This window comes from Polynucleobacter kasalickyi (assembly GCF_900176405.1).
Lineage (GTDB): Bacteria > Pseudomonadota > Gammaproteobacteria > Burkholderiales > Burkholderiaceae > Polynucleobacter > Polynucleobacter kasalickyi.
The window spans coordinates 15,457-37,726 of record NZ_FWXJ01000007.1; the positions used below are offsets into that span (position 1 = coordinate 15,457).

17 protein-coding genes are annotated in these 22,270 nt (G+C 39.6%); 12 read left to right on the top strand and 5 right to left on the bottom strand.

Annotated elements, in window-relative coordinates; genetic code table 11:
- Positions 1–263 precede the first annotated feature (263 nt).
- From rho to B8983_RS07565, 4 genes are all read left to right on the top strand, one after another.
- Positions 264–1,526 (top strand): transcription termination factor Rho, encoded by a 1,263-nt coding sequence (gene rho, locus B8983_RS07550; protein WP_084283540.1) that lies wholly within the window; start codon positions 264–266, stop codon positions 1,524–1,526.
- A 160-nt stretch (positions 1,527–1,686) separates the two neighbouring features.
- The gene (locus tag B8983_RS07555) at positions 1,687–1,959 is read left to right on the top strand and encodes a type B 50S ribosomal protein L31 (protein WP_084283541.1); all 273 of its coding nucleotides are present in this window, start codon (positions 1,687–1,689) and stop codon (positions 1,957–1,959) included.
- 62 nt (positions 1,960–2,021) lie between these two features.
- Positions 2,022–3,749 (top strand): ArnT family glycosyltransferase, encoded by a 1,728-nt coding sequence (locus B8983_RS07560; RefSeq protein ID WP_084283542.1) that lies wholly within the window; start codon positions 2,022–2,024, stop codon positions 3,747–3,749.
- 7 nt (positions 3,750–3,756) lie between these two features.
- The gene (locus B8983_RS07565) at positions 3,757–5,136 is read left to right on the top strand and encodes an MATE family efflux transporter (RefSeq protein WP_084283543.1); all 1,380 of its coding nucleotides are present in this window, start codon (positions 3,757–3,759) and stop codon (positions 5,134–5,136) included.
- A 51-nt stretch (positions 5,137–5,187) separates the two neighbouring features.
- Here the strand turns inward: B8983_RS07565 and B8983_RS07570 are convergent, their stop codons facing one another.
- The 3 genes from B8983_RS07570 to B8983_RS07580 form a co-directional block, all read right to left on the bottom strand.
- Positions 5,188–6,180, bottom strand: a complete 993-nt coding sequence (locus B8983_RS07570; RefSeq protein ID WP_159460850.1) for a Bug family tripartite tricarboxylate transporter substrate binding protein — start codon at positions 6,178–6,180, stop codon at positions 5,188–5,190.
- A 15-nt stretch (positions 6,181–6,195) separates the two neighbouring features.
- Positions 6,196–6,756: a VOC family protein gene (locus B8983_RS07575; protein ID WP_084283545.1), complete on the bottom strand. Its 561-nt coding sequence runs from the start codon at positions 6,754–6,756 to the stop codon at positions 6,196–6,198.
- Between the two features lie 113 nt (positions 6,757–6,869).
- Entirely contained in the window at positions 6,870–7,223 is a 354-nt protein-coding gene (locus B8983_RS07580; RefSeq protein ID WP_159460851.1) for a type 2 periplasmic-binding domain-containing protein, read from the bottom strand.
- Positions 7,224–7,371: 148 nt separating this feature from the next.
- On the opposite strand from B8983_RS07580, the gene B8983_RS07585 reads away from it, so the two are divergent.
- Genes B8983_RS07585 through B8983_RS07595 form a run of 3 tightly spaced genes read left to right on the top strand, consistent with a single transcriptional unit; the run spans position 7,372 to position 10,602 of the window.
- Positions 7,372–8,613, top strand: a complete 1,242-nt coding sequence (locus B8983_RS07585; protein ID WP_200806879.1) for an LVIVD repeat-containing protein — start codon at positions 7,372–7,374, stop codon at positions 8,611–8,613.
- Positions 8,614–8,615: 2 nt separating this feature from the next.
- Positions 8,616–9,653 carry a CobW family GTP-binding protein gene (locus B8983_RS07590; RefSeq protein ID WP_084283547.1) on the top strand — a complete coding sequence of 346 codons (1,038 nt, stop codon included), beginning with the start codon at positions 8,616–8,618 and terminating at the stop codon, positions 9,651–9,653.
- A gap of 40 nt (positions 9,654–9,693) precedes the next feature.
- Positions 9,694–10,602 carry a dienelactone hydrolase family protein gene (locus tag B8983_RS07595; protein WP_084283548.1) on the top strand — a complete coding sequence of 303 codons (909 nt, stop codon included), beginning with the start codon at positions 9,694–9,696 and terminating at the stop codon, positions 10,600–10,602.
- Here B8983_RS07595 and B8983_RS07600 read toward each other — a convergent pair.
- Both B8983_RS07600 and B8983_RS07605 read right to left on the bottom strand, forming a co-directional pair.
- On the bottom strand, positions 10,599–11,702 hold the full coding sequence (locus B8983_RS07600; protein WP_234986941.1) for a YeeE/YedE family protein: 1,104 nt from the start codon (positions 11,700–11,702) through the stop codon (positions 10,599–10,601). The genes B8983_RS07595 and B8983_RS07600 overlap by 4 nt on opposite strands.
- A gap of 52 nt (positions 11,703–11,754) precedes the next feature.
- The gene (locus tag B8983_RS07605; protein ID WP_234986942.1) at positions 11,755–12,693 is read right to left on the bottom strand and encodes a tripartite tricarboxylate transporter substrate binding protein; all 939 of its coding nucleotides are present in this window, start codon (positions 12,691–12,693) and stop codon (positions 11,755–11,757) included.
- A 300-nt stretch (positions 12,694–12,993) separates the two neighbouring features.
- Between B8983_RS07605 and B8983_RS07610 the strand changes: the two genes are divergently transcribed.
- The 5 genes from B8983_RS07610 to B8983_RS07630 all read left to right on the top strand — a co-directional run bounded on the left by B8983_RS07610 (position 12,994) and on the right by B8983_RS07630 (position 22,262).
- Positions 12,994–13,701 (top strand): AzlC family ABC transporter permease, encoded by a 708-nt coding sequence (locus tag B8983_RS07610; RefSeq protein ID WP_084283550.1) that lies wholly within the window; start codon positions 12,994–12,996, stop codon positions 13,699–13,701.
- Positions 13,694–14,032 carry an AzlD domain-containing protein gene (locus tag B8983_RS07615; protein WP_084283551.1) on the top strand — a complete coding sequence of 113 codons (339 nt, stop codon included), beginning with the start codon at positions 13,694–13,696 and terminating at the stop codon, positions 14,030–14,032. The genes B8983_RS07610 and B8983_RS07615 overlap by 8 nt, the downstream gene beginning before the upstream one ends.
- Before the next feature lie 273 nt (positions 14,033–14,305).
- Positions 14,306–17,713: a cellulose biosynthesis protein BcsC gene (locus tag B8983_RS07620; protein ID WP_159460852.1), complete on the top strand. Its 3,408-nt coding sequence runs from the start codon at positions 14,306–14,308 to the stop codon at positions 17,711–17,713.
- A 142-nt stretch (positions 17,714–17,855) separates the two neighbouring features.
- Positions 17,856–19,955, top strand: coding sequence for a UDP-forming cellulose synthase catalytic subunit (gene bcsA, locus B8983_RS07625; RefSeq protein ID WP_143736130.1), 2,100 nt, complete (start codon positions 17,856–17,858; stop codon positions 19,953–19,955).
- A gap of 12 nt (positions 19,956–19,967) precedes the next feature.
- Positions 19,968–22,262 (top strand): cellulose biosynthesis cyclic di-GMP-binding regulatory protein BcsB, encoded by a 2,295-nt coding sequence (locus B8983_RS07630; protein ID WP_084283554.1) that lies wholly within the window; start codon positions 19,968–19,970, stop codon positions 22,260–22,262.
- Positions 22,263–22,270 lie beyond the last annotated feature (8 nt).

Genomic DNA, 22,270 nt, shown 5'->3' on the forward strand with positions numbered 1-22,270 from the left:
ACAATTAGTGTTAGAATCAGATTTAAAGTTGTTTCGTCACTTTTCCAAGTTAATTGCTCATATCAATTGCATAACTTGAATGTTTAACCAAAGATTGTTTCTTTTCTTTGATTTTTCTTTTTAAAACAAAACTGTCCCCATTTTTCTTTTCTGTAGATTCGAATCTTAATTCCTTCTTACCCTAATCAACCTATCCTAGCCACCCTCTCCCTCAACTCTGACCACTCGCTTCAGACTCCCTACATTTAACTGTTTATATATTTATGCAACTAACCGAATTAAAAATACTGCACGTTTCTCAACTATTAGAAATGGCTGCATCCTTAGAAATTGAAAATACACAAAGAATGCGCAAACAAGAATTAATGTTTGCGATCCTTAAAAATAGGGCGAAAAATGGTGAAACCGTTTTTGGCGATGGTGTTTTAGAGGTTTTGCCTGATGGATTTGGCTTTTTAAGATCCCCAGAATCTTCCTACTTAGCTTCACCCGACGATATTTACATTTCACCTGCTCAGATTCGTCGCTTTAATTTACATACAGGTGATGCTGTAGAAGGTGAAGTAAGAACACCAAAAGAAGGTGAACGTTACTTTGCACTGGTTAAAGTAGATAAAGTAAATGGTATTGCCCCAGAAGCGTTAAAAAATCGAATCATGTTCGAAAACTTAACGCCGTTGCATCCTGATCGCCCAATGTTACTGGAACGCGATATCAAGGCAGAGGAAAATCTAACTGGTCGAATTATTGATATGATTTCACCGATCGGCTTTGGTCAGCGTGGCCTGATTGTGGCTTCTCCTAAATCTGGTAAAACAGTGATGATGCAGCATGTTGCACATGCCATCGCGGCGAATCACCCTGATGCTATTCTAATTGTCCTGTTGGTGGATGAGCGTCCTGAAGAAGTTACAGAAATGCAACGCTCCGTGCGCGGTGAAGTTGTTGCATCTACCTTTGATGAACCAGCAGTTCGTCACGTACAAGTTGCCGAAATGGTGATTGAAAAGGCCAAGCGTTTAGTAGAAATGAAAAAAGATGTGATTATTCTTTTAGATTCGATTACTCGACTAGCTAGAGCTTACAACACTGTCGTTCCCTCCTCTGGTAAGGTTTTATCAGGGGGTGTGGATGCCAATGCACTTCAACGTCCAAAACGTTTCTTCGGTGCTGCTAGAAACATTGAAGAAGGTGGTTCTTTAACAATTATTGCGACTGCCTTGATTGAGACCGGTAGTCGGATGGATGACTTAATTTACGAAGAATTCAAAGGTACTGGTAACCTTGAAGTTCATCTAGAAAGACGATTGGCCGAGAGAAGAGTTTATCCAGCAATCAACTTGAATAAATCTGGCACACGTCGCGAAGAGTTATTGGTTAAGCCTGACATCCTCCAAAAAATCTGGGTACTCAGAAAACTGATTTCAGATATGGATGATGTAGAAGCGATGAACTTTATCGTAGATAAGTTGAAATCCACGAAGAGCAATGCAGAGTTCTTTGATTTAATGCGCCGAGGTGGCTAAATTTAACTAGAATGACGTAATTTAAAGCAGATTCTTTGATTAAAGTATCTGCTTAATTTTAAAATATGTCATAATACTCTTTTTTCTGGAAAGTATTACACCTCTAACATGCTTTTAGATGTGCAATGTGTAATGGCTACCTAAACTATAAGGATCAATCATGAAAGACGGAATTCACCCAAATTACAGAGAAGTTGTTTTTGTCGATGTTTCAAACAACTTCAGTTTTAAAACACGCTCCACGATTAATACACGTGAAACCATTAAATGGGAAGATGGCAACGAATACCCATTAGCTAAAATCGAAACGTCTTCTGAGTCACACCCTTTTTATACGGGCACTCAAAAGATTATGGATACTGCTGGTAGAGTTGAGAAATTCCGTCAGAAGTTTGGTGCTAAAGCAGGTGCGAAGTCAAGCACAAAGAGTTAATCTAAATTCTTATTTAAATTAGGCAGCAAAGGATTACCTTTGCTGCCTTTTTTATTGTTGATATGCAAAATCCAATTAAATTAACCGCCGCTGCAACAACCTCGATCCCACGGTCAGTGATGTTGTTAATCACCCTGATTTACGCGTTCTCAGGTCTATTTGGCCATGATCCATGGAAAAATGATGATGCGGTCGGCTTTGGTGTGATGTGGACTTTAGCGCATGGCTCCATCAATGACTGGATACTTCCCCACCTGCAAGGAAGAGGGGTTTTAGTAGGTCCACCACTCCCTTATTGGTTAGGGGCAACTTCAATAAAAATTCTTGGTGGTCAAATTGGTGAGATTAATGCAGCTCGACTAGTTTCAGCAATCTGCTTTGTTATTAGTTCAATTAGTATTTGGTATGCAACCTACTTGCTTGCAAGAAGAACAGAAGTACAACCCATGCAGTTTGCCTTGGGTGGTCAACCTAGCGCGAAAGAATACGGAAAAACTTTAGCGGATGGCGCACTATTAATCTTTTTGGCTTGTGTAGGTTTGGCACAACGGGTGCATGAAGCATCCCCACTATTAGTCGAGTTACTCGGTGTTACCCTCTTAATTTACGGCATTGTAAGATCCTACGATAAGCCTTGGCAAGGAGGCGTCATTTCTGGCCTAGGGATGGTTGCAATTGGCTTATCGGGCATGTTGTGGACGGCAGTTTTTCTGTGGGTTGCAGCATTCATCGGTTTTTATACTCGGAAGAATATGCGCCTCACTGGGTGGATCGTTGGTTCACTTTTGATCACGACTGTAGGTCTTTCGAGTTGGCCAATCCTTTGGCACCTGATGAGCCTACCTCCTGAACAAATATCCAATGCATGGTTTATTTGGTTAGGTAGAGACCAACTTCAAGCGACTATTTCATTTGGTTCATTGGAGTTTTTATCAGTGAATTTTTGGGCTTACACTTGGCCAGTTTGGCCACTCAGCTTTTGGAGTCTTTATTTATGGAGTACTAGAGGAAAATCTGGGGTGAATGCTGCTCACCTTGTGATCCCCGGCTTGCTATTTGTAGCAGAGATTTTATTGTTTTTGCTATACAAAGATCTTAGCGAGCGTGACTTGATGTTACTTTCACCCCCAATGGCAATACTTGCGGCTTTCGGACTGCCGTTTTTACGACGAGGTCTCATCAGTTTTATTGATTGGTTATCACTGTTAACTTTCACTCTCGCAGGTGGATTTATTTGGGTTGTATGGTTTGCGAAAATGACCGGATATCCAAAATCTACGGCTGATAATATTGCACGTTATTTGCCTGGTTTTGTAGCACGCTTTAATTTTTTAGATTTATTTTTTGCTCTCATTATTACTGGAGTTTGGTTTGCCATTGTTCGTTGGCGAACATCTAGAGCACCTAAAGTAATCTGGCGTTGTTTAATTATTTCTACCAGTGGCACCATCCTATTATGGGTGTTATTAATGAATTTATGGTTACCAACAATTAACTATGCAAAAACCTACCAACCCGTTGCTATAAGGTTTGCAAAGGCACTTCCAGAAGATGCCAAATGTATCGATAGTAGCTTTTTAGGAGATGCGCAACTAGCTTCATTTCACTATTTCACCTCACTCAATTTAAGAGATGATGAAAGCTGTAATTACAAATTAACCCATAACTCTGAAGAAGCCCTGTCGTCAGAAATTCTTAATCTCTACAAGCTTGACCTTGTCTGGGAAGATCGTCGTGACAGCGATCGTGATGAGCGCTTGAGACTATACCGAGTTAGTAAAAACCAATAAAGTTCATATGAATACCCTTACACTCCCCTGGTATGCCCGTTTACGTCGTGACGTACCGCAAATTCTTCAACTAGCGATTCCTATTTTATTAGGTCAACTGGCCATCATCACCTTCGGTGTGATGGATACGGCGATGACAGCTAGGTACTCCACTGATGATTTAGCGGCGTTAGGCATGGCAGCTTCAATTTTCATTAGTATTTATGTTGGACTTACCGGTATTTTATCGGCCCTCAACCCAATCGGTGGACAATTATTTGGTGCAAAAAAATATCAGGCGATTGGTGAAGAAACGCGTCAAACACTATGGCTATCATTAATCTTAGCTGGGGTTGGGATGTTTGTATTAAACCACCCTGACCTCTTTATTGCAATTGGTGAAGTATCTCCGGAAATTGCCGAAAAAGCAAAGTTCTATTTGATGATCTTGTCTTTTTCCACCCCCGCAAATATGATCATGCGAACTTACATAGCACTTCACAATGCTATCTCCATGCCTAAAATGATTACCACTCTCCAAGTGATTGGCTTAATGTTAAAGATCCCTTTAAATTACCTATTTATTTTTGGTGGACTTGGCATACCAGCGATGGGCGGTCCTGGATGTGCCATTGCCACCTCCATTGTTCAGTGGTTTTGGGTCATTACTCTAACACTCATTATTTGGAATGGTTCATCGTATAAGCAGTTTCATATTTTTACAACTTTTAGTAAACCAAATCTTCGAAGAATTTGGGAGATTCTGAAGCTTGGCGCTCCGATTGGATTTAGTTACCTGATTGAGGTAACCTCATTTGCTTTCATGGCTTTATTTATTGCTAGATTTGGCACATCCGTATTAGCAGGACATCAAATTATTGCCAATATGGGTACAGTTATTTATATGGTCCCCTTATCTTTATCGATTGCGACCATGACCGTGGTTGCGCAGCATCTTGGCGCAAAAGATGATGTTAGATCTGAAGAGGTAGGTTGGTCTGCAGTTATTTTTAATGTGTTTGTCAGTGTTGTCATTGGCGCAATGGTTTGGATTTTTCAAGATACTCTTCTCAGCTTTTATGCGCCGAGAGAAGAGGCCAGATTGATTGCGAAACAACTGATCTTTTTTATTGCCCTCTACCAAGTCTGTGATGCCATGCAAGTGACTGCGGCATTTATTTTGAGAGGCTATAAAGTAGCATTTTGGCCAATGGTAATTTACGCTGGATCACTTTGGGGTATTGGTTTACTTGGAGGTTATTTAATGGCCTTTAACAAGCTTCCCCATGTACCTGAGATACTTCAAGGAGCAAAAGGGTTTTGGGCGGGTAATAGCATCAGCTTAGGCATTGCCGCCTTTTTCTTACTCATGCTATTCAAAATCACTGCGCGTAAAAAGCTGCATTGAAGTAGCAATCGAGCACCAAGCTCCTCTCGATGAAGATCGCGAGGAGCTCACTTAGTTAGCTGTTATGCCGCGAGCATCAACGACTTTACTTAAACTATCGATATCTTTTTGAACTCTATTTTTAAACTCGACAGATGTACTTGTTTGAGGTTTTCCCCCAAAGTCGATTAATCTTTGTCGCACATCGGCTTGATTCACTACCGCTAAAATTTCTTTATTCAGACGATTTGTTATATCACTTGATAAATTAGCGGGAGCCGCAACTCCTAACCAAGACTCAAATTGCACTCCAGGTAAGGAGTCTGCAACAGTAGAAGCACCTGCAATCGGACTCATGCCCTTTGGAGAAGTTACCGCTAATAATCTCACCCGCTTATCTTTTAACAAATTGGCGGTTAAGGTCATGGTGTCAATCATCAAATCAACTCTACCAGCAAGTAGTTCTTGAAATGGCTGAGTTCCCCCTTTGAATGGAACATGCACCACATCAACTTTTGCTTCTGAAAAAATCCACTCTGCCATGATATGCATAGCAGTTCCGACACCAACGGAAGAGTAAGTATATTTACCGGGCTCTTTTTTTGCAGCTGATAAAAATTCATCCAGAGTCTTAAATGGCGAATCTGGTGCGACTGTCAAAGCTAATGGGTAGGTTGTCACTGTACTGATCCAAGTGAAGTCATTGACAGCATCATAAGGGGAATTTTTACGCTTTAATGCAGCAATACTTGCATGACCACTCGGCACAAAAAACAGCGTGTAACCATCGGGTGTAGATTTAGCGGCTAAATCAGCTGCGATGATGCCACCCGCACCCGGATGATTTTCTACAATCACATTATGGCCAAGTCGGTCGCCTAAATTTTTGGCAATCAGCCTAGCGACGATATCTGAACCGCCACCTGGGGGATAACCCAGTAACATTTTGATGGGTTTATTTGGCCAAGTAGTTTGGGCACTGACCGCATTTGCCAGCAACAAACTTAGCAATAAGAGAAGTGATCCAAAGACTGTTACGCCATACCTTGTTTTAGAGGGATTCAAGAGCTTCTCCATAGTTTAAAGACCCATTAACTGATTCATTTTTTTTAACCAATCTTCTCGAGAACAAAACCCAGGTCTGGACTGAGCACTTGCTAAAGCCTTTGCCATGACTTCATCATCCGGCAAATTTAAATCAATCGGCTCGCGCACGGGTTGTTCACAATACCAAGGAGTATCGATGAAAATTTCTACACGGTTATTTTCGGGATCACGTAAATAGATCGACAAGGCATTGCCGTGACAAATACTTACACAATCTTTCGTGTCGGGATGACTCATTGCCCGTGCTTGAAAAAGTCGCAAATACTCTAAATTCGGTACCCGAAAAGAAATTTGATTTACCACACAGAAATCAATGGTTGCAGGACGACCCGTGGCCATCACGATCTGATGATGCTCTAGGGGGTTTCTACTCAAAAAGACTAACTGCACATCTGCTAATTGTCCTTTATCAGTAATACGAAAATCCAAAACCTCCTGATAGTAATTGGACATTACGGCAATATTATTCACAAAGATACCCATGTGACTTAGTTGAATCGCCTCTGGAGGCAGATGGGTTTGGATTTTTGTCATTCCGATTTACTCAGCTTTGATGTTGTTATCTTTAATCTATTTAGCATACTTCACTTTTTCTAATTCTAAGAATTTTTTTGCTTCTTCGGGTTGAATGATCATTGGCTCGATATCTAAACTTGCCAACCTTTCCTTGTCATCATTAGATTAACGCCAGCGGGACCCAAGTTACCAATCGTTAAAACAGACCCATCTTTTAGCTGATTCGCAGCATGTTGCATACCAATTGCCTCTGCTATACCTAGACGATTTTCAAGCACGACAGGTTGAGACCAAATATCGCTTAGTTGTTGGCCAACAATGCGGGTAATTAAATCTGAACTACCACCAGTTGAATCGGTTACAACTACTTTGATGGGCGCATTTGGAAAGTTATTCGTATGGGCTGTGGCTAAATTTGAGATCGCCAAAACACAAGCAACTAAAGTCACACCACTTAAATAAAATTGAAAACGCTTTAAAAGCATCCAAAACAAAATTAATCCCCAATTATTTATGTATTTATATTTATTCCTAATTTTTATTAGGATGATAATTTTCAAGTCAAAATATCTTATCATGTCGTATGATATTGCTAAATTGATTATTCACTAACTACTTGAGAGACGCCTTGCTATGCAATCCCCTAACCCTTTAGGTAAATCTGATCAAACTTTGTCTAGAAATATGACTTTACTCGCCCACCATGAACTGAATGGGTTCGGTGGTCTTGGCGAAGGAATCAGTTTACAAATCACCAATGATGGACGACGTATTTTGTGGGTGGCTCATGAGTCAGCTCCCAAGAACTTTAGTGGTATTGAAGTTACTGACCCCAAAAACCCAAAATTGATTGTGCAAACGGACTTGCCGCACATGCAAGTTCGATCAAATTCATTAGATGTTTTTGGCAATATTTTGGCTGTCGCTTACCAAACACAGGTCGTTGGTTTAAAACCTGCCGGCGTAGACCTATTTGATATTAGTAACCCTGAAGAGCCTAAACTTTTATCTCATTTTGATTGCTCCGGTCCTCACTCTAGAGGAGTGCATGCCCTATGGTTTGTGGATGGTAAATACATTCACATGTCATCCGGTTCAGAAGATTTTGAACCAACGCATCCTTTAGATGACCAGTTTTATAGAATTCTGGATGTTTCTGACCCAACCCAACCATTTGAGGCAGGTCGTTGGTGGTATCCAGGTACACGTAAAGGTGATAGCAGCCCGCCGCCACCAAGAATGCCAAAACTAGATACTGGTTATCGGGTTCATAATACGAACGTATTTCCAAGAGAGCCAAACCGTGCTTATGTTGGTTATATCGACGGTGGCGCATTTGTCTTAGATATTTCAGATATGAAAAACATCAAAGTGATTTCACACTGGAATCACTCACCTCCTCTCAATGGCTTTATTCACACTGTTTTGCCATTGTTTGATCGTGGCCTGTGGATTGTCAGCGATGAGTGTGTGATGGATGATGGTGCCGATTGGCCTAAATTAGTTTGGGTAGTTGATGCTAGAAATGAAGAAAATCCAGTTTCGATTGGTACTTTCCCCATGCCAAACCCTGAGGTCTTTACAAAACGAGGTGGTCGCTTTGGCGCCCACAACTTGCATGAAAATCTGCCTATTCCAGGATCATTCTATTCAGACACCATCATTATTGGTACCTTCTTCAATGGTGGTGTAAGAGTCTTTGATACCACCAATCCTTATCGCGTTGAAGAAATTGCTTACTACGTTCCTGGTGCTCCAAAAATGTCCCCCGCTGGAGCGATTCAAATAAACGATGTTTTTGTGGATGAAAATGCCATTGTTTATGCGATTGATCGTTTTGGTGGAGGGGTCTACATCTTAGAAATGAATATTTAATTGTGAATTTCAAGAGAGATGTCATTTCTGGCAAGATCCCGGTAACGATAATTACTGGATTTTTAGGCAGCGGTAAAACCACTCTGATTCGACAACTGCTGGTTCATCCTTCGATGAATAAAGTAGCAGTTGTCATCAATGAAATTGGCGAAATTGGGATTGATCAAGACTTAGTGACCTTAAGTTCAGAGAGTATTTCACTGTTAGCCAATGGTTGCATTTGCTGTTCAGTAAGAACGGACATGCAAGAGACTCTCAGAGATTTGTTTACTCGCAGGACCATTGGTGATATTTTCGATTTTGATCGGATTATTATTGAAACGACTGGCCTAGCAGATCCTGCACCGATATTACAAACATTGGTCAGTGATACCTTGTTAGAAGCACAGTTTAGATTCGACGGATTAGTGACGTTAGTGGATGGGGTGAATCTTCCTGATCAGCTCAACACTTTAAAAGAGCCTGAAAAACAATTAGCCATTGCTGATCGAATTTATATTACTAAAACAGACTTAATCGATCCGCCTCAAATGGATGAGGTCATTCAATTGATTCGAACCATCAATCCCTCGAGTCCAATCAGAAACATTGTCCATGGCAACATTGATCCTAATGAATTAATGGGGATTGGCTTGAGTTCCACGAAGGCAAGTGAAAAAACCTTGACCTTTTTGGGTGAAAATCAAAGCCAACTGAATGAAAAGTATCTGGGGGATTTTGCAAACCGCCACTCCAGCAATATCAAAACAGAAACACTTCGTTTTAAAACACCTTTCACTTGGGAAGCTTTCTCTTCTGCGCTTGACTTATTAACTACCCTTCGAGGTGTTGACTTGCTCCGCGTCAAAGGGATCATCAATGTTGAGGATAAGCCCATTGTGATACAAGGGGTTCAACATATTTTTCACCCACCCGTCACTCTTGATCGGTGGCCTAGTGAGGATCATGATTCGCGGATTGTTTTTATTACAAGGAATATCCCCAAGGAAGTCTTAAAAAATTTATTTGAGATCGTCACACAAGTTGTCAAACCTGCTTAACTTTGTCCCATTAACACCAGCGAACAAAATAGGATATAACATGTTAAAAAATACTACCCAAGATATTGAAGCACTACAAGGGAAAAAATTTGATGAGCAACTCAGTAGAAGAGACTTTATTAAAACGACCTCATTAGGAACCCTTGGGGTTGGATTTGCCACTTGTTCTGATGCCATCAAAGCGCAAGCGATTAAAACTGATTTTGAAGGCATTGAAGCGAAAGAAGATACGGTAAGCTATCAAGATTCAAAGCTACCGATTTATGTTGCATATCCCAAAAATGCTAAGGGACCACTACCGCTAATCATCGTTATTAGTGAAATTTTTGGTGTACATGAATATATTGCCGATGTAACGCGTCGCTTCGCGAAGTTAGGTTATTTCGCGGTTGCCCCTGAGTTTTTTTATCGTGCTGGCGATCCCTCAAGCATGGGAACAATGGCTGAACTTTATAGCAATATCATTTCTAAGACTCCTGATATCCAAGTTTTAAGAGATATTGAGGCGGTCATTGAATGGTCTAAAGGTAAAAACATTAATCCTAACAAGATTGCAGTAAACGGCTTTTGTTGGGGTGGTCGAATTGTTTGGTTAGCATGTGAACGAGTAGAAAAAATAACTACCGGTATTGCTTGGTATGGTCGACTGAGCGGTGAAAAATCCCTGAATAATCCAACCCATCCAATCGATGGAGCAAATCAATTAAGTGCTCCCGTACTCGGTTTATATGGTGGCAAAGATACGGGAATTCCAACTCAGCAAGTTGAAAAAATGTCTGATTTATTAAAAGTACAAAATAATAATATAGCTGCTAAAAACTCAAAGTTTGTAATTTATCCAAATTCAGGCCATGCATTTCATGCCGACTACCGACCAAGTTATAACCCCACTGATGCCAAGCTTGGCTGGGACGAAGCGACTAAATGGTTGAAACTGCAAGGTTTTTAATTTTTGCTTTCTAAATATTTTAGAGCAACATAAGCACCGCCAATAAAACCGGTAATGGCAATCAGGGAGCTGATGGATAGAGTCGAAATACCACTCAGCCCCTGCCCAAAAGTACAACCAAGAGCTGTAACGCCCCCCACTCCCATCAGCGCGGCTCCAACCAAGTGGCGACTCAGATCAGAAAAACTGGTAAACCCCTGCCAGCGCCAAGTCTGATGAAAGTTCACAGCAAGAAATGAGCCACCCATCATGCCAAAAATACTCACAATACCCAAAGTTACTTTCTTCGAGGCATCACTAAATAAGGTGAGATAGTCGAGCAAATAAGCTATCGGTGCCACAAATGAAACCATTTCAAGACGATTCGTATTCGTTGCTAAATAAGCTTTCTCTAAAGTATTAGGATCCTCTTCAAGAAAACCGAAATAACCTACTAACAGCCAAAAACAAATAATACATATCCCAACAAACAAACCAATCAGGCAGTTTTCCAAGGTCCAAAACTTCTTATCCACAAAAACCCAGAGTATTAGACTTAGGCCGATCAGGATAGTCATCACTAAAGTAACAAAGGGGCTGAAATGCAAAAGCTGTTGGAAAATACTCATTAGATCTTGATTGGATGGCAGAGTAAAAAAAACTTGATCAACGGTATTGACGCGGATGACCGCAAAAATTCCCCGCAGGGTCATCTGAGCAAATAAGCCCGTAAAAATGACCACAACTAAAGCACGAATACTACCGCTCCCAATGCGCATTAGATTACGTCCTGCGCATCCGGAAGCAAAAACCATCCCAAAGCCAAACATGAGACTACCCAGTAAGACGGATAACCACAGTACCTTAGGGGCAACATAAATAGAGTCATCCAGAATAATCAATTGAAAATATTTTAAGAAACCAACGCCTAGAATGGATACTGCAATTGCCAATACCCACTGACGCGCGCGAGTAAGGCTGCCCATCAGAAAAAAATCACTTATAGCACCCATCGTACAAAAATTAGTTCTCTGCATGATGTAACCAAGCATTAAAGTGGTACAAAAAGAACCACCTAAGACTAAGTAATAGATTATTTCTGGATTAGTTACATTCATCATTGATTAGTACCAATATTTTTAAGGTTTAATTTTAGCCTTTTATTGAACTCGATTAATCAATGCTGATTTTCTTTTCTTTGATAACTTTGGACCATTCATTAATTTGAGATTTAACAAACTCTTGAGACTGCTGTGGACCGCCGGTAAAAATCTCACCTCCTAAGCTGAGAATTTTTGCTTTTACTTCAGGGGTTTGTAGTACTTTAGCGAGTGCTTCCGAGATCTTTAGAGAAAGCTCATCAGAAATCCCACTGGGAGCAAATACTGCGTTCCATTCATACACTTCATATTCTGGCACGCCAGCTTCTACCATCGTTGGAACATGGGGCATAGAGGATGCTCTTTTTTTACTAGTCACAGCTAGTGCCATTAACTTTCCTGTATCAACATATTGCTTGGTAGACGCAACACTACCGAAAAATACGGGAACCTGTCCCCCCAGCACATCATTTAATGCTAATCCAGCTCCTTTATAGGGAATATGCTGCATTTGTACCCCAGATCTCAACTCAAACAGTACTCCCGACAAATGTTGAGCTGAGCCATTGCCGGAAGATGCATAAGAAATACTATCAGGTGCTTTTTTGGCAAGGTTTACTAAATCTTTTGCAGAACGAGCAGGAAAACCAGGATTGACGAGCAATACGTTAGGATATTGAGCAATTACACCCAAAATCTTGAAATCTTTCAACGTATCGTAAGGGAGTTTATTGAAAAGACTCGGATTCACTGCAAAGGAAGACGCATCAAGCATCAGCGTGTAACCATCTGGATTTGATTTAGACACATAATTTGCTGCAATCTGCCCACTTGCACCAGGCTTATTTTCCACAATGATGCTTGTCCCTAAAAACTTTCCTAAAGGCTCTGCAATCGTTCGCGCCATAATGTCAGCCGTTCCTGCTGGCGGATAGGTTACCACTAAAGAAATCGGTCGATTAGGCCATTGCTTAGTTTGAGCAAAAATAGGTGCCGCAGAAAGTAAGCTCAAGCAAACAAAAAACGTTGAATAAGGTTTCAAGCTGCATATTTTCAAACAGTTAAACGCGTGCATGATAGTTTTTATAAAAGTTAGAAAAACTAATTTAAACAGTTATCGCAATGAAAGCAAGTAATGTTTAGTATGAACCGTCTGAATGTTGAAAGGCCACTCTAGTTAACATTTTCAAGAAAATCATACAATAGGGAGATTGAACGTAAACAGGTAAAATTAAATTAGCTAAAATCAAGCAACATTAAGTTTTCATTTCTTATCCTATTCATCACTTCCATATCTAGATTACATCAATTAATGAAAATTTTTAAAACGGCCGAGATACAGCAAGGAATCAATGATATGTTAGGTCCCTCGCTAGGGATTTTTACTTGGTCTATCGTCTTAAATCTGGCAATTATCAAAACTGGCTTTGCCATATTCCATACCATCGTAATGTCTTTCACTGTCTATGCAGGTTCGGCACAACTTGCATCGATCCCCTTAATTAATGGTCATTTTCCGATTTGGATCATTTTATTAACCACGATTGTTATTAATTCACGCTTTATTGTTTATAGTGCGGCGATTGCCCCCCACTTTCAACACCTGTCCTTCCCGCACCGATGTCTGATTGGTTTTTTAAATGGCGATATCTCTTTTGCTGTATTTTCAAAAAAATATCCCACGGCAGATACGAATGACTCAAAAAAAAGTATCTATCAGTATTTTTTAGGCTCAGCCATGATGAACTGGCTAGTATGGCAACTTGGGCTCGGGGTGGCCTTATTCTTTGGGATGCAGATTCCTGATGAATGGAATTTTGCCTTTGCGGGTACTTTAGTATTAATTTGTTTGATTACGCCCAACATTAAAACCCCGAAAGAAATTACGATCGGATTAGTATCCGTTTTAGTCGCTATTTTAACGATTAACTTACCCTATCGACTCGGCATTCTAAGTACCGTTTTAGCGGCAATGTGCTCAGGATTTTTAATTGAACAACTTCAGAGGAAAAATGCCTGATATCTATTTTTGGTCTTGCATGATCACCTTAAGTCTTGTAACTATTTTTACAAGAAGCTTTTTTCTCACTATTGGTGCAAATCTCAAACTCTCACCCAAGATCAGAAATTTGATTCAATACGCCCCTACGGGTGCCTTAATAGCGATTGTGATTCCAGAATTATTTTTTGAAAAAGATATTGTGACTAAGAGCTATCAATTTGCCATGCATTCAGCCCAAATTTACGCAAGTATCGCAACGATTGTGAGCTATTACCTATCAAAAAGTATGTTATTAAGCCTTTCAATTGGTATGTTAATTTTGACTTTAGTTACTAACTACCTCAGCTGAACAACGAAAAATAATCCACCTGCCAAGGTAGATTATGCTGAATTTAAGTTTAATTTTTATAACAGTCTCACATTAAACAACTCATACTCCCTAAGCTTTGATTCATTTGAGTTTTTTTATATTTTTGTACTTTATAATTCTAATAGTTTAAAAAAATATAGTTATCATTAATGAATGTGGCAAAGTTTAAAGAAGAACTTGATAAACTTTGCAAGATTAAGTAATTGAGAGTACGAGGAATATAAATAAACAATGTTAATTCGTTTGAAAACAATGAACCCACCTGTTCGTTTACAGCAATTTCTATTTCTATTTTTGCTGATCTCCGTCTCTCCAACTAAAGCACAAGATATAGAGGCTGAAAAATTATTAACGAATCAAGGCTATTACTTTTTATCAATAAAAGATGATTATCATGCCACTCAGGTTTGGAATAAATTAATTTTGCTCAATGCTAAAGATGAAAATGCATTGTATGGGCTTGGCGTCATTGCGGTTAACCAAAAAAAAATAAACATTGCTAATCAGTATTTAAACCAAATTAAAGCAGTTAATCCGAAAAGTCTATTAGCAACTCAATTACAACAAGAAATTCAACTCAGCTCACCCGCTTCACAAAAATTAATTACAAGTGCACGCGCAGCAAGTGAGTCTGAAAACCCAGAAAAAGCCGTCGGATTATTTAAACAAGCGCTCGGAGAAAACGAACCCCAAGGTCAAATTGCGCTTGAATATTACAACCTATTAGCTAGAACACAAAATGGCAAAGATGCTGCAATTGAAGGTCTAAGTCGGCTTAGCAAGGAGTCACCAAGTGACACGCGTATGCAACTGCAATACGCCAAACTTCTTATTACCAGAGAAAGCTCAAGAGCCGCTGGTTTAGAGATTTTATTTAAGCTGAGTAAAGATAAGTTGTATGGCGTTGAGGTGAACGAATTAATTCGCAGTGCCCTCGTGTGGGCGACCGTCGCTCCTGCAACCCTATTCACCTATTATCAACAATTCTTAAAAACCAATCCTGATGATGCTGAGGTCAAAGCTGCTTATACTGCGGGTTTAAATAATCAAAGAAGATCTGGTGGTTACACTGATATTCGTCAAACTCCTGAATATTTAGAAGCAAGCAAAAATCTACAAACGGCGAAGACACTGAGAGATCCAATTGCAATAGATCAAACATTAAGAGCGATGTTGCAATTAATGCCGAATGACCCATGGCTTCGACTAGATTTAGCAAAAAATTACCTCACACTGAGAAAAACTGCAGAAGCAAATGCAATTATTGAAGAATTAATCGCCGCACAACCTAAAAATCCAGAAGCAATTTTTGCCTATTCGCTTTTTCAATCGTCCACTGGTAACTGGCGTAAAGCTTTATCAGTTGTAGAAGAAATTCCTAATAAATCTAGAACAGCTGAAATGGCAGTATTTCAAAAATCAGCTTGGATACATGCGCAAGCTCAACTATCTAAAGAATTATTTGACTCGAATAAAGTGGCCCAAGCAAATAGCTTACTTTTAAAAGTTGAGCAGCATCTTGATAAAGATGAATCCGGTATCGTTACATTGGTGAATGCTTATAACGAAATTGGGGATACCAAGCGTGCATTAAATCTAATTCGTAAAAAAATTGCTGATAACAAAGCGGCCTCAAATGACCTTTTAATTTCTTATGCAAATATCCTTTTAGCAACCAACCAAAGCATTGAATCTTTTGGTGTATTGCAACAGTTAAAGACACGCTCACTCACTCAAGAACAAAAAATTGCATTTGATGAAACGAGTTTTAACTATACGATTAAGCAAGCTGAATTGATGAGCAAAATACCTAGTAAAAGTAAAAATGCCGTCATCCTACTTGAGCAATTAAAAGCCAACAATGCAGACAGCGTTTTTTTGCAAGAAACCCTAGCTAGAGCCTATTCCAATATAGATAACTTCCAAAAGTCGCAAGCAATCTTCGAACTGTTAATCGAGAACGACCCACAAAGAAGCTCTCTTTATCCAGAGTTAGCCTCAGTTGCTATTCAAAACAAGAATCTAACTCTAGCCAACCAAACGATTGAAACCTATTTAAGATTGGAAAAAGATAATCCCGAAGCTTACTACAATGTGGCAAAACTTTATCGCATGATGGGTAAAGGCTATCGCGCCCAATACTACGCCGAAAAATCAGTCCAGTTGTCGAACAATCTGCCAGATTATACAAAGCCGTCAACAAGTTTCACTAGTTCAGTCTCACCAATGACGCTCGGAACTTTGCCGGAGAAGTATTTAAAGGATTTTGCAACGGCAAGACCAGCCTTGGCAAAAGCGAAACCTAAGCCGAATCAAACAGTGGTGGAAGAAGCCGTTTTAGTCGGTACCACCAGTTACGATGTTCAACTCCCTGCTCCAACAAAGTTAACAGGTAATGACTTGTCTAGCCAACCGATAACATATAGTAAGCGTGTTTCACAAAATGAACTCAACGATATTCGTCAAGAACGTACTCCAGAAGTATTAGTTGGAACCATTTTCAGAGGACGAAATGGTGACCCTGGTAAAGCAGCTATTAAAGACTCCCAGATGCCAATTGAGGTGAGGTTTCCAATCGATGATGCCAAGGTTAGCATCAGAGTTTCACCAGTCAACATTAATGTAGGAACATTACAAAACAATGCTTATAGTCAGTCCACTTTTGGTGGTGGGCCTGATGCTCTAGTTGCCCAATTGAATGGTCAAGCCGCCCCTTTGGGCGATCAAACAGCAACTGGTGTTGGGTTATCGGCTAGTGCAACTCAAAACGGTATTACCGTGGATGCGGGTGTAACGCCACTCGGCTTTTTATTCTCCAAGTTTACTGGTGGCATCAAATATGAAGGTAGTTTGGATGCTCAAAATTCAAATTTTATCGCCGTAAATGCATCGATTCGACCTGTTACCGATAGCATCCTTTCTTTTGGTGGCATGACCGACTCTCGGACCGGAGAAACTTGGGGTGGGGTTACTTCCACCGGTGGTAGAGTTGGTTTCACCCATTTGTTTGGAGATCAAAAACAATATGGCTATTTTATTTCTGGTGCGTATCATCAACTCGAAGGTACCAATGTTGACTCCAACTCTCGCAAAGAAATAGTCACTGGTGTCTTTAAAACGATTTCACAAACTGCAAACTCCTCATTTAAGCTCGGTGTTAGTGGCAGTGCTGTAGGATTTGATAAGGATTTAAGCTATTACACGATTGGTAATGGCGGCTACTTCAGTCCACAAAAATTTATTACCCTATCTGTGCCCTTTACTTTCGAGAAACAGGGCTATGACTTCAGATACTCATTGCAAGGAGCATTTGGCTGGCATCAATTTACGCAAGATGGTAATGTATTTTTCCCAACAGATGCAGCTAGGCAAAGTCAAGCGGTTGACACCATGGCAAATAACCCCTTGGTATTTGGAAATAATACGGCGGTTTATCCAGGTTCAACCCAATCCGGTTTTTCTTACAACCTGTATGCAGCGTCTGAATATCAGTTAGCCCCTCAGTTTTTCCTAGGCGGCATTTTATTATTAGATAACTCAGGTAACTACCGTCAATGGAGTGCAGGCTTATCACTGAAATACACGTTTGAAAATATGAACAGGGCTTTGACATTGCCGGTAAATCCATTACTTTCGCCATACTCTCCACTAGCCCAGTAGTTTAGCGATCAAACTCATTGAACTTCATATTTAGCAAATTATTTGTAATGTAAGTTTTTAAGATAAACGAATTTGAGAACTTTTAAAAATAGGTACTTCCTTGAAAATATTAAAACACTCATTCAGCTCTACTTTAAGAAGGTTGGAACTATTCCTAATCGAAAGGATTAATTGGAACAACAATCTAGTTATTTTTTTGATGCTGGCAGCGGTACTACCTTTCTTATTTTTAATCATCGCAATTCCTTTAGAAGAAAATGATCAAATTGCTTTTGGTATAGCTATTTGTCTGGTAAGTCTGATTGTTGGACGAGTTTTTAATAGTCGCTTAATTGTTATTATTCTCATTTTGTCTTCTGTCACGATGACAGCTCGTTATTTTTACTGGCGAGTCACTTCCACTCTCGGTTTTACGCAACCGATAGAATACGTTTTAGGTTTCTTATTATTGTCGGCAGAGATTTACGGGGTAACCATTATGAGTTTAGGTTACTTCCAAAGTATTTGGCCGGTTAAAAGAACATTGGTAAAACTGCCAGATAATGAGGCGTTATGGCCAACCGTTGATATTTTTATACCAACTTACAATGAGCCACTCAGTATTGTGAGTACCACTATTCTTGCAGCACAGTCCATTGATTGGCCGCTCAATAAGTTAAATATTTATCTGTTAGATGACGGCAACCGAGAGAGTTTTAAAAAATTTGCCCAAGATGCCGGCGTTCATTATTTAACCAGGACTGAAAATACGCATGCTAAAGCGGGCAATTTAAATGCTGCTTTAAAAAGGTCTAAAGGCGACTACGTTGCTATTTTTGATTGCGACCACATTCCTACTCGGTCTTTTTTACAAATGACGATGGGGTGGTTTTTAAAGGATCATAAATTAGCGGTAATGCAAACCCCCCATTACTTTTTCTCTCCAGATCCGATCGAAAGAAACTTAAAAGTTCATGGTCATATTCCAAATGAAGGTGAGTTGTTTTATGGTGTCGTTCAAGAAGGTAACGATTACTGGAATGCTTCCTTCTTTTGTGGATCATGCGCTGTTTTAAAACGCTCTGCCCTTAACGACATTGGGGGTATAGCAGTCGAAACGGTGACAGAAGATGCACATACCGCCTTAAAGTTGAGTAGAAAAGGCTACAACCTTGGCTACATTTCTGTGCCACAAGCGGCCGGACTTGCTACAGAAAGTTTAAATGCACACGTTAACCAAAGAATTCGTTGGGCTCGCGGGATGGCGCAAATTTTTAGAATTGATAACCCATTTTTTGGCAGGGGTTTAAAGCTGGGACAGCGGCTTTGTTATGCGACGGCCATGCTGGGCTTCTTCTACAGTGTACCAAGGTTAATTTTCCTGATTGCCCCAATGGCCTATCTTATTTTTGGTTGGGAAATTTACCAAACCTCAGCCATGTCCGTCTTTATTTATGCCTTACCGCATTTATTTATGGCTCAAGTTGCTGGACATAAAATTCAAAATCAGTTCAGACATTCATTTTGGGGAGAAATTTACGATACTCTACTTGCCCCCTATTTGCTCTTACCTGTCCTAGTAGCAATGATTAATCCCAAGGCAGGAAACTTTGGGGTTACTAGGAAAGGTGTCACTAGATTCGAAAAAAATCATTTTGACTTCCCAATTGCAGCCCCTACCCTAGCGCTATTAGGGTTTAATTTAATCGGTCTTGGCTTCGGTATATTTCATAATGTTTATTTAGAGCATGGCAATCTTCAAACGACTTTTTTAAATCTATTTTGGGTAATATTTAATATCGTTATTCTCCTAACGTGTTTATATATCGCCTATGAATCCAAAGAATTGAGATCAACACCTAGGGTAGAGATGGAACTACCCGCCGCTATTTATCTCCCAAACGGAAAAACCCTGTATGCTTCAACCCGTGATTTTTCTAGCAAAGGCTTTTCTCTTCAACTGCCGCCAGGTTATGAATTAAAGGCAGGAAAAACGATTGAAATCGGAATCTTTCGTGGCGTAGAAGAAATTCGTCTGCCATTCGAAGTTAAAACAGGTGGCAACATATTAGGGTTGCAAATCGGTGATTTAAGTGTTCAGGACCAACGTAAATTAGTTGAAGTCACTTTTAGTCGTGCAGATAATTGGGCGCAAAACTGGGGGATTAACCGTCAAGTAAACCCACTCACCTCTTTTAAAGAGTTAATGGGACATGCTCTCCTTAATCACAGAAGACTTAGTCCCTCTAAAAAATTAAAATAAATATAACTCATTATGTCTGCCAAATTTATCCGGATTGTATCTTTCATTCAGTTAATTGCATTTTGTCAATTAAGTTTATTTCCCTTGCTTAGTTTGGCAAAAGATGAACCGCTTAACGCCAACCCTGATCAATATATATCGGTGAAGTCACCATCCCTAAAAGACTACAACATTCCACTTCGATTATTAGGTGCTCCTACTCCGATTAGTTTAAAAGGTAGTGATGATCAATTTGAGATTGGCTTTAACTTTCATATTGATGAACTTGTTACAAAAGCAGAGTTAAACCTTGCTTATTCGTACTCAAAAGCACTTTTAAATGAGTTGTCTCAAATCGATATTTTGGTGAATGGGCAACTCATTGAATCCTTATCTGTCGATAGCTCTCAGGGCGATAAGGTTCTGACCAAGGTCATTACGATTCCAGCCCAATTAATCGCCGATAAAAATACCATTAAATTTCAATTTAATGGTCACTATGCCTCGGAATGTGAAGACCCTAAAGATTCAAGACTATGGGCAATTATTGATAATGCAAGCACGCTAAAACTAGCTGTGAATCGTTTCCATCTTAAAAATAATTTAAACCATTTCCCTCACCCCTACGTCGATGATCAAAGTTTAAGAAAAGGAAAATTACCATTCTCTTTTATTGGTAATGTGGATCGTAATACTTTAGAAGCAGCTGGAGTATTAGCGTCCTATTTCGGCACATCTGAGTACGGCACTCACCGATACGAAGCTTTATTTAATGATATTCCAAAGTCTGGGCATGGCGTTTTGTTCGTGTCCGATGTGAACCAACTTTCACTCCTAGGCATCAATTTTCCAGAGGAGGTGGGCATTTTAGAAGTAACAAATCCTAGAGATCCCTATGGTAAATTATTAATTTTCAACGCAAAGAATGGCTCATTCACAAAAATCAATGTAACGAACTTGATTAATAATGTTGGCAAGTTAGACGGCGATAGAATCAATTTCACCAAAGCTCCGACCATTGCCAAGCGTGAACCTTATGATTCATCTGCTTGGATCTCTGGCAAAAGACCTTTAAAGTTTAGTGAGATCATTCCTAGTAGTGACAACCTGGGTTCCTCAGGTTACGGCGATAGCCGTATTCCTCTTGCGTTTGAGTTGCCGCCTGACTTGTTCGGTTTAACTTACAAGGATGGTGTGGACTTTCATTTAAAGTACCAATACACCGTTCTTGAAAAAAATCCGAATGCACAGTTAATTATTTATGATGAGAAAAAATTCATTAAACAGTTACCCTTGTTTCCTCAGGTAAAGAACGATTCCTATAAATTTTTACAACCACTGTTAGGTTCAAGGGCTAACCAACCGACAACCATTGATAACAATACCTTTTTCAACCAAGTAAGCTTTAGCACCCCTGTAACCAATCAAGTCAATAATGTTCAACTGAGAAGTTATTTCAATTACGATACCCAACCCGTATTGAATTGTAATGTTGCCCCAGAGCAGACCTCGCTCTACAAGCAAAATATTGATCCAAACTCTACTGTAGATATTTCAAAGCTCTCACATTTCATCAAAATGCCGAACTTGTACTCTTTTAGTCAAAAGGGCTTTCCTTATTCTGTAATGGCTGACTTATCAGATACAGCAATTATCATTCCTTCGTCGCCGAATCAAAGCGAAGTCACTAGTTATTTAAATGTCCTTGGTTTTTTAGGTTCTACGGTTAAAAACCCCGCCTACAATATGAGCCTTAGGTTAGATAATGATTTCAAAGATATTGAGCAAAAAAATCTTATTTATCTTGGCATGAATAATGAGTCAATGCTTTACAAAACATGGAAAATTGAACGCTATTTAAGTCGCTTTTACTCCGGTAGTACTCAAGATGGTTTTACAGCCAAAATTAAAAACTTCTTTAATTTTTTTCAAGCTGATGATGGTATCCACTCTTTAAAAAACCATAGTAAAGCTGCTTTTCTGGTCAGTTTTAAGTCGCCCTATAACAGCAATAAAAGCGTAGTTGTATTTGCTAGTCAAGACCCAGCCAATTTAACTGCAATCACAGATGCCCTTCAAGAAAAGGCCAGTAAAGGAATTTATATTAAGGGCTCAATTTCTGAGTTCACCAATAAATCGATTAATGCGGCTGATGTGGCTGAAACCTACTATGTGGGCAAACTCAAACCGTTTGAAAGTATTTTTTGGTATTTTAAAAACCACCCATTGACATTAACCGGTCTTACTTTTTTTGCATTATTTATCATTAGCTTGATACTTTATTTTGCACTGAGGATGAACGTTAAAAAACGAGTATCACACCATTAAATACTCGC

Excerpts from the sequence above, each read along its gene's own strand:
- B8983_RS07565 (WP_084283543.1), top strand. The coding sequence starts at position 3,757 with ATGAATACCCTTACACTCCCCTGGTATGCCCGTTTACGTCGTGACGTA.
- B8983_RS07595 (WP_084283548.1), top strand. The coding sequence starts at position 9,694 with ATGTTAAAAAATACTACCCAAGATATTGAAGCACTACAAGGGAAAAAA.
- rho (WP_084283540.1), top strand. The coding sequence starts at position 264 with ATGCAACTAACCGAATTAAAAATACTGCACGTTTCTCAACTATTAGAA.
- B8983_RS07560 (WP_084283542.1), top strand. The coding sequence starts at position 2,022 with ATGCAAAATCCAATTAAATTAACCGCCGCTGCAACAACCTCGATCCCA.
- B8983_RS07575 (WP_084283545.1), bottom strand. The coding sequence starts at position 6,756 with ATGACAAAAATCCAAACCCATCTGCCTCCAGAGGCGATTCAACTAAGT.
- B8983_RS07600 (WP_234986941.1), bottom strand. The coding sequence starts at position 11,702 with ATGATGAATGTAACTAATCCAGAAATAATCTATTACTTAGTCTTAGGT.
- B8983_RS07615 (WP_084283551.1), top strand. The coding sequence starts at position 13,694 with ATGCCTGATATCTATTTTTGGTCTTGCATGATCACCTTAAGTCTTGTA.
- B8983_RS07610 (WP_084283550.1), top strand. The coding sequence starts at position 12,994 with ATGAAAATTTTTAAAACGGCCGAGATACAGCAAGGAATCAATGATATG.
- B8983_RS07630 (WP_084283554.1), top strand. The coding sequence starts at position 19,968 with ATGTCTGCCAAATTTATCCGGATTGTATCTTTCATTCAGTTAATTGCA.
- B8983_RS07585 (WP_200806879.1), top strand. The coding sequence starts at position 7,372 with ATGCAATCCCCTAACCCTTTAGGTAAATCTGATCAAACTTTGTCTAGA.
- B8983_RS07620 (WP_159460852.1), top strand. The coding sequence starts at position 14,306 with ATGAACCCACCTGTTCGTTTACAGCAATTTCTATTTCTATTTTTGCTG.
- B8983_RS07580 (WP_159460851.1), bottom strand. The coding sequence starts at position 7,223 with ATGCTTTTAAAGCGTTTTCAATTTTATTTAAGTGGTGTGACTTTAGTT.
- B8983_RS07555 (WP_084283541.1), top strand. The coding sequence starts at position 1,687 with ATGAAAGACGGAATTCACCCAAATTACAGAGAAGTTGTTTTTGTCGAT.